Raw genomic sequence first — 15,189 nt, forward strand, 5'->3', positions numbered from 1 at the left:
TATCAGTGACAATCGTGGTGACTTTGTCAGTACCTGGAACCAGGTTCTCGAAATGCTCGCCGCCAGTCACTTCCTTGATGCCGGTAGTAACAGTTTGGTCGCCTTTGTACACATCGTCCGGAGCCACAGCCGAAACGGTGCCGCTCGACTGGTTCACACCGATGGTGATGGTCTGGTTGTTATCCAGAGTCACCGTCAGTGGGCCAGTGGTGTTGGTGACCGGCTTGCCATCCTTGTCGACCAGAGTCGCGGTGTAGACGATTTCGCCGCCTTCACCCACGGTTTTGGTGGCCGTCAGGACCACATCGACCTTGTCGATGGTGTCGTTGATCTGCGTCGTCGCCCCACCCGGTGCGATATCAAGCTTCTCGAAGCCGCCACCGACGATGTCCGGATTGATCGTGACGTTGATCGGTCCGGCATCTTTGAATACGTCGTCGCTCGGTGCCTTGGACGTCACCTGGCCAGTCGTCTCGCCCTTGGCGATGGTGATGACGTCACCGTTGCTCAGGGTCAGGGTCAGGTCGCTGCCGGCCTTGTTGCTCAAGGTCGCGGTGTAGGTGATGTTGCCACCTTCGTCGGCTTCGCCTGGTGCGGTCAGCGTGACGGTGGTGGTGTCGGTAGTGCCGGGTGTGTCGGTTACGGTGGTGTTGACCGGCGTGGTGCCTGGCACCAGGTTCTCGAAATGCGCGCCGCCGGTCACATTGGTGATGGCGGTGGTGATGGTCGGGTTGCCTTCATACACATCGTTCGGCGCAACAGTGGTGACAGTGCCGGCGGATTGGCCGACGCCGATGGTGATGGTCTGGCCATTGTCCAGGGTCACGGTCAACGGGTTGGTGATGTTGGTGACCGGGTTGCCTGCCTTGTCCACAAGCGATGCGGTGTAGACGATGTTACCGCCTTCGCCCACGGTGGTCGTGGCGGTCAGGACTACATCGACCTTGTCGATAGTGTCGTTGACGGTCGTGGTAGCGCCGTCACCGGCCACTTCCAGTTTCTCGAAGTTGCCGCCGGTAGTCTCGGTGATCTTGACGGTTTGCGTGCTCTTGTCGACAAACACGTCATCGCCCGGGGCATCAACCGTCACGGAGCCAACGGTTTCACCGGCCTTGATGATGATGGTCGAACCGTTATCCAGTTTCAGCGTGACGTCAGTCTCTGCTTTATTGGAGAGCGTGGCGGTGTAGGTGATCTGGTCGCCTTCGTTGATATCGCCCGGCGCAGTCAGCGTCACGGTGGTGGTATCGACCGAGTCGGTGATGGTGGTGACGGCTGGCGTGGTGTTGGGCACCAGTTTTTCGAAATTGCCACCGGTGGTGCCAGTGATGGTCGTAGTGACCGTGCTGCCGTTGACGTAGACGTCGTTCGCCGGGGTGTCGACCACCACGGTGCCGACGGACTCGCCGGCCTTGATGGTAATCACCGAACCGTTGGACAAGGTCACGGTCAGCGGCGTTTGCGCCGGGTTGGTCAGGGTTGCGGTATAGGTGATCTGGCCGCCTTCGGTGACCGTGTTGGTGGCGGTCAGGGTCAGGCCGGTGTCGTCGACCGAGTCGGTAATGGTGGTGACGGCAGGCGTGGTGTCTGGCACCAGGTTTTCGAAGTTGCCACCGGTAGCCCCGGTAATCGTGGTGCTGACCGTGCTGCCGTTGTTATAGACGTCGTTGGCAGGTGTATCGACCACCACGGTGCCGGTGGACTTGCCAGGCTCGATGGTGATGACCGAACCATTGCTCAACGTAATGGTGACCGGTGTCTGCGCCGGGTTGGTCAAGGTCGCGGTGTAGGTGATCGGACCGCCTTCGGTCACCGTTTCGCCTGCCGTCAGGGTCACGGTGGTGGTGTCGATGGTGTCGGTGATCTGGGTCACGGCCGGCGTCGGGTCGACGGTGAGCACCAGGTTATTGCCACCGGTCGTGCCGGTCACGGTCACGCTGATCTGACCGGGATCGATGTACGGGCTGTCGTTCGGTGCCAGGGGCACGTTGACGGAGCCAGTCACCTGGCCGGCCGGGATGGTGATCACCGCGCCGTTGGACAGGGTAACAGTCAAGTTACTGGTAGACGGCTGGGTCACCGTGGCGGTGTAGGTCAGCACGCCGCCAGCTTCAGTGATGGTCGGCGTGGCGCCCAGGGTCAGGGTCGACGGCAAAGGTGCCGCCGTGAGCGGGTCGTTTGGTTGCCCGCCGAGCTCGTTGGTCAGCGCATTGGTCGCGAAACCCAGGCCTGCCGTCGGGAAGCCAATGGTCGGATCGACCGAGCCCGCCGTCTCATCAAGCATTACAAAGCTGTGGCCGCCCCCGGCAGCACCGGTACCTGCCGCTGACGCGCCTGCAGCGGTGGCTTCCAGGTCGGTGGTCGGGTCAGCGCCGGCAGCAATGGCCTGTTGCAGTTCGGCAACCGAAGGCGCGGCCTGTGCGGTGGCTTGGGCCAGGTCGGTGCTGGAGTCAGGCGCGGTGGCGCTCCACTGGGTGTCACGCCCCAGGTCCAGGGTGCGGCCATCGGCTAGCTCCAGGCTGACGGCGCCCGACATCCCGGTGTCAATCTGGTCGCCGGCGAACAGGCGATCACCTTCAACCAGCACCCGACGGGCACCTTCCGGAGAAATGACGAAAACTTGGCCAACAATGCCCTTGACGATTGCAACAACACTGCTCATTGAAGATTTCTCCGGCGATCCATTCTGTGGGTGTCCCTATGACTGAGAACCTATGGGATTCATCAGTCTGGGAGGTGCGTAGTTTGTAAAACGTGTGACGTCAAATAATTGGCTATATTTTTTGGCAATTTACTTTATGCCAAACTATTGACCTTCTTGGCGCCATCCTAAACAATCGCCTCGCTAATGTCACATTGATATTCATGCGGCGAACCGTCCTACATGTGTGAACCAGTTCCGCTTTTGAACTTTCCGACGTACGGTCATTACGGTAGCCATTTTCTAACGCAGCACACCAAGTTGCTGTGACTTGAGACAAGAAGTCCTGGGGATTTTTAAAATGCGTTTGCACCTGCTTAAGGCAATACCGTTCGTTCTCGCCGCCAGTTTTGTACAAGCCCAAACCCTGCCCCAGGCCATGCAGCAAGCGCTGGATGTGCATCCTGAGATTCAGGCAGGTGTCAACGCTCGTATCGCGGCTGACTATCAGTTGCGTGCGGCCAAGGGTGGCTACCTGCCCCGTGTCGACTTGAACGCGGGTTATGGCCGTGAAGGTACCGACAGTTCATCCACCCGTGCCCGTGGTGGCCACTGGGACACACTCAATCGCGGTGAGTCGAGCCTGCGCTTGCAGCAAATGGTTTTTGACGGTTTTGCCACTTCCAGTGAAGTAGGGCGTCAACAAGCCACCGTTAACTCCCGCGCGTTTTCGCTGCTGGGTACTTCCGAGCGCACTGCATTGACGGTAGCCCAGGTTTACCTGGATGTCCTGACCCGTCGTGAGTTCGTGCGCCTGGCTGAAGACAACCTGCGCAATCACGAGCGTATCTACGACCAGATCAAGTTGCGCACCCAGCGTGGCGTCGGCAGCGGGGCTGACCTGGACCAGGCCGAAGCCCGTCTGGCCCAGGCCCGCAACAACGTGATCACTGAGCAGACCAACCTGGCCGATGCCCAGACCAACTACCTGAGCGCCGTCGGCCAAGACGCCGATCAGTTGGAGCGTCCACCCAGCTTCATGGCACTGCTGCCCGCCAACCTGAACGAAGCGCGTCGCCAGATGCTGGATAACAGCCCGATCCTGCGTTCGGCCGAATCCGACATCGCCGCCGCCGAAAAACAATACGAAGCCGCCAAGTCTTCCTTCTACCCACGCTTCGACGCCGAGTTGGGCCGCAACGCCGACAACAACATCGACGGCGACGCCAGCCACAACAACGGTTGGGAAGCCATGCTGCGCATGCGTTTCAACCTGTACGCCGGTGGCAGCAACAAAGCCGAGCTGGAGTCCAAGTCCTACCAGTCCAACCAGGCGCTGGATATCCGCAACAACGCCTTGCGTCAATTGAACGAAGAGCTGGGCCTGGCCTGGAACGCCATGAACAACGCCAATGCCCAGGTGCCGATTGCCCAGCAATACGTCGACCACAGCAGCAAGGTGCGCGGTGCCTACCAGAAGCAATTCAGCCTGGGCGAACGAACTCTGCTTGACTTGCTCGACAGTGAAAACGAGCTGTTCACGGCTTCGCGTCGTTTGGAAGAGATAAAAAACGTTCAGTTATTTACTCAGTACCGAATCAAGGCGACCATGGGCGAGTTGCTCAAGAGCCAGGGAGTGGTCGCACCGATGGCCTCCGTCGTACAGAACGATGTGAAGCCGAAAGTCCAACTGCCTGGGATGAATTGAGCTATTCCTTATAGTCCCATCTGTTAGTTGAGAGAGCCCGCGTGGAATCAGAAGTCAGTCGAGTCCATCTCAGTCATGATCCCCGCACATTGCACGACGACCCGTTACTCGACGGGTTGTTGGCTCTCTGCGCCCTGCACCAGAAGCCCGCCAGTGCGGCAATGCTGACCACCGGCCTGCCATTGCCGGCCCAGCAACTGACCGCCGATTTGCTGGCCCGGGCCGCAGCCCGCGCCGGTTTGCAAGGGCGGTTGCTGCAACGCAAGCTCGATTCGATCCCCGCGATTGCCATGCCGGCGCTGCTGTTGCTCAAGGACGGCCGCAGTGCCGTGCTGCTCGGTTGGCAGGGTGAAGACGAGGCCCAGGTGCTGCTCAGCGAAAGCGATGGCGGTGAAACCATCGTCAAGCGGGAAGCGCTGGCCGATGACTACATCGGCAAAGTGTTCTTTGCCCAGCCCCAGCACAAATTCGATGTCAGCCACGGCACCCTGATCCCGCGGGCCCGCTCCTGGTTTCGCGACACCCTCAAGCGTTCGCGCTGGCTCTACGCCGATGCCATCGCCGCCAGTTTCCTGATCAACCTGATTGCCATGGCCGCGCCGCTGTTCGTGATGAACGTCTACGACCGCGTGGTGCCGAACCAGGCCACTGCCACCTTGTGGGTGCTGGCCACCGGTATTTTCATTGCCTACGTGTTCGACCTGGTCCTCAAGAGCCTGCGTAGCCTGTGCCTGGACCTGGCCGGCAAGAAAACCGACCTGATCATCTCGGCTACGCTGTTCGAGCGGATCGTCGGCATGTCGATGAAATACCGCCCGGCGCGGGTCGGCAGTTTTGCCCAGAACATCCACGAGTTTCAGAGCCTGCGCGACTTCCTCGCGTCCCTGACCCTCACCAGCCTGATCGACCTGCCGTTTACCCTGCTGATATTCATGGTGATCGCGATCCTCGGCGGGCACCTGGTGTGGATCCCCATGCTGGCCTTCCCGATTGCCCTGGGCATCGGCTACCTGCTGCAAAAGCCGCTGGTTGCCACCATGGAGCGCACCATGGCCCTGGCTTCCGAGCGCCAGTCGAGCCTGATTGAAACCCTGGCCGGGCTGGATGCGGTCAAGGTCAACAACGCCGAGAGCGAGCGCCAGTACCAGTGGGAACAGACCATTGGCACCCTCAGCCGCCTTGAGTTGCGGGTGAAAATGCTCTCTGGGCTGTCGATGAACATCACCTTGCTGATCCAGCAACTGGCCGGTGTGATCATGATTGTCTTCGGCGTCTACCAGATCATCGACGGTAACCTCAGCATGGGCGGCCTGATTGCCTGCTACATGCTCAGTGGCCGCGCCCTCAGCCCCCTGGCATCGCTGTCGGGCCTGATGACCCGCTACCAGCAAGCCAAAGTCACCATGGTCTCCACCGACCAGATGATGGAGCTGCCCCAGGAGCGCAACTTCGAAGAGCGCCCCTTGAGCCGCCGCACCCTGCAAGGCGCCATCGAGTGCCGGGGCCTGAATTTCACGTACCCCAACCAGCAGAACATGGCGCTCAAGAACATCAACCTGGTGATCAAGCCCGGCGAGAAGATCGGCATCATCGGGCGCAGCGGCTCAGGCAAAAGCTCCCTGGCCAAACTGATCGTGGGCCTCTACCAGCCCGACTCCGGCGCCTTGCTGGTGGACGGCGTGGACATTCGCCAGATCGACGTCAGCGAACTGCGCCACAACGTGGGTTATGTGCCTCAGGATATCCAGCTGCTGGCCGGTACCCTGCGCGACAACCTGGTCTCCGGCGCCCGTTACGTTGAAGACGAAGTGGTGCTGCAAGCCGCTGAATTGGCCGGTGTCCACGAATTTGCCCGCCTGCACCCACAAGGCTACGAGCTGCAAGTGGGCGAGCGGGGCCAGAACCTTTCTGGCGGCCAGCGACAAAACGTCGCCTTGGCCCGTGCCCTGCTGCTCAACCCGCCTATCCTGCTGCTGGATGAACCGACCAGCGCCATGGACAACACCGGTGAGGAGCGCCTCAAACAGCGCCTGCAAGCCGTAGTGGAAAGCAAAACCGTGGTGCTGGTGACGCACCGGGCGTCGCTGTTGTCTCTGGTGGACCGTTTGTTGGTCATCGACCGTGGGCAAATCCTTGCCGATGGCCCGAAAGCCGTAGTGATGGAAGCGTTGAAGAAGGGGCAGATCAGTGTTGCGTAAATTCAAGGACGCGGTCCGTCGCTATTTCATTGGTTCCGATTCGCTGGACGGCCAGCCACTGCCAGAGGTCAAGAAGGCCCTGATCGAAGATGCCCCGCGCGTGGTGCGGCTGACCATCTGGGGGATCATCGGGTTTTTCCTGTGCATGCTGCTGTGGGCCGGTTTTGCCAAGGTCGACGAAGTGACACGCGGTGATGGCAAGGCCATTCCCTCCTCCAAATTGCAGAAGATCCAGAACCTTGAGGGCGGTATCGTCGCTGAGTTGTATGTCAAGGAAGGGCAGATCGTTGAGGCCGGTGCGCCGCTGATCCGCCTGGACGACACGCGCTTTGTTTCCAACGCCGGGGAAACCGAGGCCCAGCGCCTGTCCCTGCTGCTGCGCATCGAGCGTTTGAACGCCCAGATCGAAGACCGGCCGTTGAATGTCCCTGAAGATGTGCGGGCTGCTGCGCCAACCCAGGCGATCAACGAGCAGTCGCTGTACGAAAGCCGGCGCCAGCAGTTCAAGGACGAAATCGGCGGCTTGCAGGAGCAATTGACGCAGCGCCAGCAAGAAATGCGCGAATACACCTCCAAGCAGGGCCAGTATCGTAGCCAGCTGTCGTTGCAGCGCCAGGAAATCAACATGTCCGAACCCCTGGTCGCCCAGGGTGCGGTGTCGCCGGTGGAAGTGCTGCGTCTCAAGCGCGCAGAAATGGAAACCCGTGGGCAACTGGACGCCACCACCCTGGCCATCCCGCGCGCTGATTCGGCGATCAAGGAAGTACAACGCAAGATCGACGAGACTCGCGGTAAATACCGTAGCGAAGCCCTGACCGAGCTCAACGAGGCGCGCACTGACCTGAACAAGGCCCAGGCCACCGGCAAAGCCCTCGAAGATCGTGTGAGCCGGACCATGGTCACCTCGCCGGTGCGCGGGATCGTCAAGCAACTGCTGGTCAACACCATTGGTGGGGTGATCCAGCCGGGCAGCGACATGGTCGAAATCGTACCGCTGGACGACACCTTGCTGGTAGAAGCCAAGATCCGCCCGCAAGACATCGCCTTCCTGCACCCGGGGCAAGAAGCCGTGGTCAAGTTCACCGCCTACGACTACACCATCTACGGCGGCCTCAAGGCCAAGCTGGAGCGCATCGGTGCCGACACCATTACCGATGAAGACAAGAAAACCACCTACTACATGATCACCTTGCGCACCGACCGCAGCCACCTGGGCACCGATGAGAAGCCGCTGATCATCATCCCTGGCATGGTCGCTTCGGTCGACATCATCACTGGCAAGAAGACCATCCTCAGCTACCTGCTCAAGCCCATCATCAAGGCCCGGGCCGAGTCGCTGCAGGAGCGTTGATTTTCGGTGTCTGGGCGGGCCCTTTCGCGAGCAAGCCCGCTCCCACATTCGACTGCATTCCCATGTTGGAAATCGGTCGAATGTGGGAGCGGGCTTGCTCGCGAAGGGGCCCTCAACCTCCCCACACCTTCCGTCCTCTCCCCAAAAACGCCATATCGTTATTCTCTAACGGTATTTAAATTCCAGTTCTTATATCTATAAAGTCACTCTCCTGACTGCCAGGGAGTGATCACATGTCCACCGCCACAGCCGCCTTGCCCACCGCGCAAACCTTCGATATCCGCCCATTCCCCGGCAGCGTAGGCGCCGAGATCATTGGCCTGGACCTGTCGCGCCCGGTCAACGACCAGGACTTTGCCCGCATCCATCGCGCGCACCTGGACCACCATGTAGTGGTGTTCCGCGACCAGCGCATCACCCCCGAGCAACAGATCGCCTTCAGCCGCCGTTTCGGCGTGTTGCAGATCCATGTGCTCAAACAGTTCCTGCTGGTCAACCACCCAGAAATCCTTATCGTCTCCAACATCATCGAGAACGGCCAATCCATCGGTCTGGGCGACGCGGGCAAGTTCTGGCATTCGGACCTGTCATACAAAGAACTGCCGAGCCTGGGTTCGATGCTCCACGCCCAGGAACTACCATCCGAAGGCGGCGACACGCTGTTTGCCGACATGCACAAAGCCTGGGACCAGTTGCCCGAGCATCTGCGCAAAGCCGTGGAAGGTCGCAGCGCTGCGCATTCCTACACCGCGCGCTACAGCGAAACCAAATTCGAAGGCAACTGGCGCCCGACCCTGACCCCCGAACAACTGGCGCAGGTCGCCGAAGTGGTGCACCCGGTGGTGCGCACCCACCCGGAAAACGGGCGCCAGGCGCTGTTCGTCAGCGAAGGCTTCACTACCCGCATTGTCGGCCTGCCCGAAGACGAAAGCCGCGACCTGCTGGCCCAACTCTTTGCCCACAGCACCCACCCGCAAAACATCTACCGCCACCGCTGGCAGCCCCACGACCTGGTGTTCTGGGACAACCGCTCGCTGATCCACCTGGCCGCCGGTTGCCCCAGCCACCTGCGCCGCAAACTGTTTCGCACCACCATCCAGGGCGACGCGCCTTTCTGATTCGGAGCATGACCATGTCCAGGAAAACCCCCTTTGCACGATTGGCCGCGACCGTGGGCCTTGGCGTCAGCCTGTTGGCCGGCAGTCTGGTTGCTCCCGCCGTCGCCCAGGCCGAAGGCGAGATTCGCATTGCCGAGCAGTTCGGCATCGTTTACTTGCTGCTCAACGTGGTGCGCGACCAGAACCTGATCGAGAAATATGGCAAGCAGGAAGGTATCGACATCAAGGTCGACTGGACCCAACTGTCCGGCGGCGCGGCGGTCAATGACGCGCTGCTCTCCGGCTCCATCGACATTGCCGGCGCCGGGGTCGGCCCGCTGCTGACCATCTGGGACCGCACCCACGGCAAGCAGAACGTCAAGGCCGTGGCTTCCCTGGGCAACTTCCCGTACTACCTGGTCAGCAACAACCCCAAGGTCAAGACCATCGCCGACTTCACCGAGAAAGACCGCATCGCCGTGCCGGCCGTGGGGGTTTCCGTGCAGTCGCGGTTCCTGCAATACGCGGCGGCCAAGCAATGGGGCGACAAGGAGTTCAATCGCCTGGATAAATACACCATCGCCGTCCCGCACCCGGACGCTACGGCTGCGTTGATCGCCGGGGGTACCGAGCTGACCGGGCATTTCTCCAACCCACCGTTCCAGGACCAGGCGCTGGCCAACCCCAATGTCCACGTGGTGCTCAATACCTATGACCTGCTGGGGCCAAACTCGCCGACCGTACTGTTTGCCACCGAGAAGTTTCGCAACGACAACCCGAAGACCTACAAGGCCTTTATCGATGCGCTGACCGAGGCCGCGCAGTTTGCGCAGAACGATAAGGGCGCCGCTGCCGACACTTACATTCGTGTGACCAAGGCCAAGATCGACCGTGCCGCGCTGCTGAAAATCATCGACAACCCGCAATTCGAATTCAGCGTCACGCCAAAAAACACCTACCCGCTGGCCGAGTTCCTCTACCGGGTTGGCGCGATCAAGAACAAGCCTGAATCGTGGAAGGATTACTTCTTCCAGGATGCCAAGCCGCTGCAAGGGAGTTGAGATGAACGCGCCCTTGCAAGGCCACACGGCCAGCAACCTGAAGACCACTGAGGCGCTGCTCTCGGTGGATCACGTCAGCCTTGAATACCGCACGCCCGAACGGGTCGTGCGGGCCACCCACCAGGTCAGTTTTGAGATCGATCCGGCCGACCGTTTTGTGCTGCTGGGGCCTTCGGGCTGCGGCAAGTCCACGCTGCTCAAGGCGGTAGCCGGTTTTATCAAACCCTGTGAAGGCGAAATTCGCCTGGTAGGGCAAAAGGTCGAACAACCGGGCCCGGATCGCATCGTGGTGTTCCAGGAATTCGACCAACTGCCGCCGTGGAAAACCGTCAAGCAGAACGTGATGTTCCCGTTGTTGGCCTCCAAGACCCTCAAGCGTCGCGAGGCCGAAGAACGGGCGCTGTACTACCTGGACAAGGTCGGTTTGAGCGCCTTCGCCGACGCCTATCCGCACACGCTGTCCGGTGGCATGAAGGCCCGTGTGGCGATTGCCCGGGCGTTGGCCATGCAGCCGAAAATCCTGCTGATGGACGAACCGTTCGCCGCCCTCGACGCCCTGACCCGGCGCAAGATGCAGGAGGAGTTGCTGCTGCTGTGGGAGGAGGTGCGCTTTACCTTGCTGTTTGTCACCCACTCCATCGAAGAAGCGCTGGTGGTGGGCAACCGCATCCTGTTGCTGTCGCCGCATCCGGGGCGCGTGCGCGCAGAAATCCACAGCCATCAATACGACCTGCACAGCCTGGGCGGTGTGGAGTTCCAGGCGTCGGCGCGGCGTATTCATCGCCTGTTGTTCGATGAAACGCCCGAGGCAGAAACCGAACTGGATTTCGCCGATATCCGCATCGCTTATTGAAGGACTGTGCCCATGCGCCAGGAATATGAAATCACCCTGCAACCGCTGCCCGGCGTGCCCGTGGAGCGTGCCTTACCCCTGCGCCAGCGCCTGTGGCAACAAGGCTGGTTGCGCAAAGGCTTGATCCTGATCGTGCTGGCGCTCCTCTGGGAAGCAGCGGCGCGCTATCAGAACAACGACCTGCTGCTGCCCAGTTTCCTGCAGACCTTCAACGCCTTCTACGACGGCATTGCCAGTGGCGAGCTGTTGGGTAAGGTCAGTATCTCGCTGGTGGTGCTGCTCAAGGGCTACCTGATCGGCATTGTCCTGGCATTCGCCCTGACCACTTTGGCGGTCTCGACCCAGATGGGCCGCGACCTGCTGAGCACCCTGACCTCAATGTTCAACCCGCTGCCGGCGATTGCCCTGCTGCCATTGGCGTTGCTGTGGTTTGGCCTGGGGCAGAACAGTCTGATTTTTGTGTTGGTGCACTCGGTGCTGTGGGCCTTGGCACTCAACACTTACTCGGGGTTTATGGGGGTGTCGGAAACCCTGCGTATGGCCGGGCGCAACTACGGCCTCAAGGGCATGCGCTTTGTGCTGTTTATCCTGATCCCGGCGGCGCTGCCATCAATCCTCGCCGGCCTGAAGATTGGCTGGGCCTTTGCCTGGCGCACATTGATCGCTGCCGAACTGGTGTTCGGTGCGACCAGCGGCAAGGGTGGCCTGGGCTGGTACATCTTCCAGAACCGCAACGAGCTGTACACCGACAAGGTCTTCGCCGGGCTGGCGGTGGTAATCCTGATCGGCCTGCTTGTGGAAAACCTGGTGTTCGACACTTTGGAGCGCGTCACTGTGAAGCGCTGGGGGATGCAGCGCTAAACAAGAATGATTGCTCTTTGCCTGTTGCGAGTCCGATAATGCCGCCCGAACCTGATGCCGTCCTGGCGTCAGGCCTGGCCGGTAAAAGGATTTACGAACATGCGGTTTTTGGTCTTGGCGGCGGTGCTGCTGTTATCGACATCGGCTTATGCCGAGTTCAAACCCGAAGTGGTTTTCAGCGCCAAGCCGGTCTACCCCAAGACCCTGAGCACCACCCAAGGTCATGCGCAGATCAGCCTCAAGATTCATAACGACGGCTCGGTCAGCGATGTGAAAGTCCTCAGTGCCACCAAGCCAGCCTTTGGTGAGTCCGCCGTCGGTGCGGCCAAGCAGTGGCGCTTCAAGCCCTGGACCGTGAATGCCGAGCGCCCGGCGGTGATCGAGGCGCGCAATGACATATTGTTTGCACCCGAGCCCATCAGTCGTGAAGCGGTCCAGCTGAACTTTACCGAGGTCAAGTTTCAATCCTGCCGTGACCTGAACGAAGAGGTCAGCCAGTTCCGTCGCGAGTATCCCTCCCGGCCGTTGAGTGCCATGAAGAGCTTTGCCATCACCCGTGTGGCGGTGATGCTGCCGGCGTTCAGTGGCAAAAGTACCTATGCCGATGGCCTGGCCTTGGCTGATCAGTTGGAAAACCTGCTGCCGGAAGTCGTCCGTCAGTGTCAGGCCAACCCCACCGCCACCTACGCCGATTACCTGCCGCATAGCCTGAAACAGTACCGGTAAAGCCTGCTACGATTGCGTGCGCTGTACTCCAAACCCATCACGAGTGCTTGGCATGCAATTACCGGATATGAACCTACTGGTCGCCCTCGACGCCTTGCTCGACGAGGGCAGCGTGGTGGGTGCCGCGCGGCGGATGAACCTGAGCCCGGCTGCCATGAGCCGTACCCTGACGCGCATCCGCGAGGCGGTGGGCGACCCGATCCTGGTGCGGGCAGGGCGCGGCTTGGTGCCCACGCCCAAGGCCCTGGAGTTGCAAGGCCAGGTGCGCAATGTGGTGGAGCAGGCGGCGTTGCTGTTCCGGTCGGCGGACGAGGTCGACCTGAGCACCTTGCGTAGGCGGTTCAGCGTGCGCGCCAATGACTTTTTTGTCGGTGTGTATGGCGGTCGTCTGTTCGACACCATGGAGCGTGTGGCACCCCATTGCGAGCTGCGTTTCGTCCCCGAAGGCGACAGCGACGACGAAGCCTTGCGTGAAGGGCGGTTGGACTTGCGCGTCGGCAACACCATGCCGATTACCCCGGAAGTGAAGGTGCAGAACCTGTTCTCCACCACCTTCGTCGGCCTGGCCCGCGAAGGCCATCCATTGTTCGACGAAGAAATCACTGCTGCACGGTTTGCCAGCTACTCCCATATCAGCATCTCCCGACGGGGCATCGCCCGTGGGCCGATCGACACCGCCCTCAATGCCCAGGGCCTGGAACGCCGGGTGGCGATGATCGCGCCGGGGTTTCACGGCGCGATGTTCATGCTGCCCGACTCCGACCTGATCCTGCCGGTGCCCAAGGAAGCGCTCTACAGCGCCAATCGCCTGAAACTGCCACTGCGCGCATTCACCCTGCCGATCTCCCTGCCGACCCTGGTGTTGACCCAGGCCTGGCACCCGCGTTTCGACAAAGACCCGGCGCACAAATGGCTGCGCGAAACCATGCGCGAAAGCTGCGCGGCTACCTGGCGTGAAGCCCAGCCCACCTGAAAACCCCCATCCCAATGTGGAATGGGCTTGTGTGGGAGCGTTTACAGTGAGTGCCGTGGTGGGTCTGATAGCTGCGTCTGGCGCAGTTATAACCTTCCCATAAGTCAGTTTTCGTCATGTCTAAGCCTTATTAAACTGCTCGGGTATTCTATTTCCGAGTTGTACCTTCATGACTTCCCTCGCTGCCCCCGCTCCCTTGGCTGCAGCCAAACCCGCCGCCGTCAGCCCCCCTGTGTTTGGCCCGCGGATCATCATCGGCCTGGTCGGCGTGCTGCTGGCGGTGTTGGTCTCGGGCCTGAACGAAATGGTGACCAAGGTCGCCCTCGCCGATATCCGTGGTGCGCTGTACATCGGTTTTGACGAAGGCACCTGGCTGGTAGCCGCTTACACCGCTACCTCCGTCTCGGCCATGGCCTTTGCGCCGTGGTGTTCGGTGACGTTTTCGCTGCGCCGTTTCACCCTGTGGGCCATCGGCCTGTTTACCCTGCTGGGGGTGCTGTGCCCCCTGGCACCGAACTACGAAAGCCTGCTGCTGCTGCGTACCGTACAAGGCTTGGCCGGTGGCGCTCTACCGCCGATGCTGATGACCGTGGCCCTGCGTTTCTTGCCGGCCAACGTCAAACTCTACGGCCTGGCCGGCTACGCCCTGACCGCCACCTTCGGCCCCAGCCTCGGTACACCGCTGGCGGCGCTGTGGACCGAATATGTCGGCTGGCAATGGGCGTTCTGGCAGATTGTCGCGCCGTGCCTGCTGGCCATGGCCGCTGTGGCCTATGGCCTGCCCCAGGACCCGCTGCGCCTGGAGCGCCTCAAGCAGTTCAACTGGCGCGGCCTGCTGCTGGGGTTTCCGGCGATCTGCATGCTGGTGATTGGCATCTTGCAGGGCAATCGCCTGGACTGGTTCGAGTCGCCGCTGATCACCACGCTGTTGGTGGGCGGGGTGCTGTTGCTGGTGCTGTTCATGCTCAATGAATGGTCACACCCGATGCCGTTCTTCAAGTTGCAGATGCTCGGGCTGCGCAACCTGTCGTTTGCCCTGATCGTGCTGGCCGGGGTGCTGGTGGTGTTGCAGGCGGTGATCATCCTGCCATCCAGCTACCTGGCGCAGGTGCAGGGCTATCGGCCGCTGCAAACCGCGCCGGTGATGCTGATCATGGCCCTGCCGCAGTTGATCGCCCTGCCGCTGGTAGCGGCCCTGTGCAACTTGCGCTGGGTGGACTGCCGCTGGGTGCTGGGGATTGGCCTGGGCATGCTGACCTTGTCCTGTGTCGGCGGCGCGCAACTGACCTCGGCGTGGATCCGGGATGAGTTCTACGTGCTGCAACTGTTGCAGATCTTCGGCCAGCCGATGGCGGTATTGCCGTTGTTGATGCTGTCCACCGGCAGCATCGTGCCCACCGATGGGCCGTTTGCCTCGGCCTGGTTCAACACGGTCAAGGGCCTGGCCGCGGTGGTTGCCACCGGGGTGATCGAGGTGCTGACCACCCACCGCCTGCATTTCCACTCGACCATGCTGGTGGACGCCCTGGGCAACTCACCGTTGGCCAATAGTGACGCCCCGGGCTTGGCCCATCGGCTGCACCAGCAGGCGGTGGTGCTGACTTCTTCGGATCTCTATTACGTCATGGCCGGTGTTGCGGTGGCGTTGATCCTGCTGATTTTCTGGATGCCGACGCGGATTTTCCCGCCGCGCGCACCCACCTGATTGTTGACGCAGACA

General features: G+C 61.1%; 11 protein-coding genes. 10 read left to right on the plus strand and 1 reads right to left on the minus strand.

Annotated elements, in window-relative coordinates:
* Nucleotides 1-2,662: retention module-containing protein (locus tag BFQ03_RS20835; RefSeq protein WP_139115721.1), on the minus strand; the 2,662-nt coding region annotated here is incomplete at its 3' end.
* Nucleotides 2,663-3,002: 340 nt separating this feature from the next.
* Here BFQ03_RS20835 and BFQ03_RS20840 point away from each other — a divergent pair.
* The 10 genes from BFQ03_RS20840 (at nucleotide 3,003) to BFQ03_RS20885 (ending at nucleotide 15,174) form a co-directional block, all read left to right on the plus strand.
* Nucleotides 3,003-4,349 carry a TolC family outer membrane protein gene (locus BFQ03_RS20840; protein ID WP_032856471.1) on the plus strand — a complete coding sequence of 449 codons (1,347 nt, stop codon included), beginning with the start codon at nucleotides 3,003-3,005 and terminating at the stop codon, nucleotides 4,347-4,349.
* 41 nt (nucleotides 4,350-4,390) lie between these two features.
* Nucleotides 4,391-6,547, plus strand: coding sequence for a type I secretion system permease/ATPase (locus BFQ03_RS20845; RefSeq protein ID WP_032856472.1), 2,157 nt, complete (start codon nucleotides 4,391-4,393; stop codon nucleotides 6,545-6,547).
* A complete protein-coding gene (locus BFQ03_RS20850) occupies nucleotides 6,537-7,898 on the plus strand; it encodes an HlyD family type I secretion periplasmic adaptor subunit (RefSeq protein ID WP_065943930.1) in 1,362 nt (453 codons plus the stop codon). Before BFQ03_RS20845 ends, BFQ03_RS20850 begins: the two co-directional genes overlap by 11 nt.
* Nucleotides 7,899-8,131: 233 nt before the next feature.
* Complete coding sequence (locus tag BFQ03_RS20855) at nucleotides 8,132-9,016, plus strand: TauD/TfdA dioxygenase family protein (RefSeq protein WP_065943931.1); 885 nt, start codon at nucleotides 8,132-8,134, stop codon at nucleotides 9,014-9,016.
* Between the two features lie 14 nt (nucleotides 9,017-9,030).
* Nucleotides 9,031-10,056, plus strand: coding sequence for an ABC transporter substrate-binding protein (locus BFQ03_RS20860; protein WP_065943932.1), 1,026 nt, complete (start codon nucleotides 9,031-9,033; stop codon nucleotides 10,054-10,056).
* Between the two features lies 1 nt (nucleotide 10,057).
* On the plus strand, nucleotides 10,058-10,909 hold the full coding sequence (locus tag BFQ03_RS20865) for an ABC transporter ATP-binding protein (protein WP_065943933.1): 852 nt from the start codon (nucleotides 10,058-10,060) through the stop codon (nucleotides 10,907-10,909).
* Between the two features lie 12 nt (nucleotides 10,910-10,921).
* The gene (locus BFQ03_RS20870) at nucleotides 10,922-11,770 is read left to right on the plus strand and encodes an ABC transporter permease (protein WP_065943934.1); all 849 of its coding nucleotides are present in this window, start codon (nucleotides 10,922-10,924) and stop codon (nucleotides 11,768-11,770) included.
* Nucleotides 11,771-11,869: 99 nt separating this feature from the next.
* Nucleotides 11,870-12,496: an energy transducer TonB gene (locus BFQ03_RS20875; protein ID WP_032856478.1), complete on the plus strand. Its 627-nt coding sequence runs from the start codon at nucleotides 11,870-11,872 to the stop codon at nucleotides 12,494-12,496.
* A 52-nt stretch (nucleotides 12,497-12,548) separates the two neighbouring features.
* Nucleotides 12,549-13,469 (plus strand): LysR family transcriptional regulator, encoded by a 921-nt coding sequence (locus BFQ03_RS20880; RefSeq protein ID WP_032856479.1) that lies wholly within the window; start codon nucleotides 12,549-12,551, stop codon nucleotides 13,467-13,469.
* A 169-nt stretch (nucleotides 13,470-13,638) separates the two neighbouring features.
* Nucleotides 13,639-15,174 (plus strand): MFS transporter, encoded by a 1,536-nt coding sequence (locus BFQ03_RS20885; RefSeq protein ID WP_065943935.1) that lies wholly within the window; start codon nucleotides 13,639-13,641, stop codon nucleotides 15,172-15,174.
* The last annotated feature ends 15 nt before the right edge of the window (nucleotides 15,175-15,189 follow it).

The sequence above is a fragment of the Pseudomonas sp. 25 R 14 genome, assembly GCF_900004755.1.
Taxonomy (GTDB): Bacteria; Pseudomonadota; Gammaproteobacteria; order Pseudomonadales; family Pseudomonadaceae; genus Aquipseudomonas; species Aquipseudomonas brenneri.

What these genes read in the sequence shown, in the direction of transcription:
- BFQ03_RS20840 (WP_032856471.1), top strand. Translation starts at nt 3,003, where the DNA reads ATGCGTTTGCACCTGCTTAAGGCAATACCGTTCGTTCTCGCCGCCAGT.
- BFQ03_RS20855 (WP_065943931.1), top strand. Translation starts at nt 8,132, where the DNA reads ATGTCCACCGCCACAGCCGCCTTGCCCACCGCGCAAACCTTCGATATC.
- BFQ03_RS20860 (WP_065943932.1), top strand. Translation starts at nt 9,031, where the DNA reads ATGTCCAGGAAAACCCCCTTTGCACGATTGGCCGCGACCGTGGGCCTT.
- BFQ03_RS20865 (WP_065943933.1), top strand. Translation starts at nt 10,058, where the DNA reads ATGAACGCGCCCTTGCAAGGCCACACGGCCAGCAACCTGAAGACCACT.
- BFQ03_RS20870 (WP_065943934.1), top strand. Translation starts at nt 10,922, where the DNA reads ATGCGCCAGGAATATGAAATCACCCTGCAACCGCTGCCCGGCGTGCCC.
- BFQ03_RS20875 (WP_032856478.1), top strand. Translation starts at nt 11,870, where the DNA reads ATGCGGTTTTTGGTCTTGGCGGCGGTGCTGCTGTTATCGACATCGGCT.
- BFQ03_RS20880 (WP_032856479.1), top strand. Translation starts at nt 12,549, where the DNA reads ATGCAATTACCGGATATGAACCTACTGGTCGCCCTCGACGCCTTGCTC.
- BFQ03_RS20885 (WP_065943935.1), top strand. Translation starts at nt 13,639, where the DNA reads ATGACTTCCCTCGCTGCCCCCGCTCCCTTGGCTGCAGCCAAACCCGCC.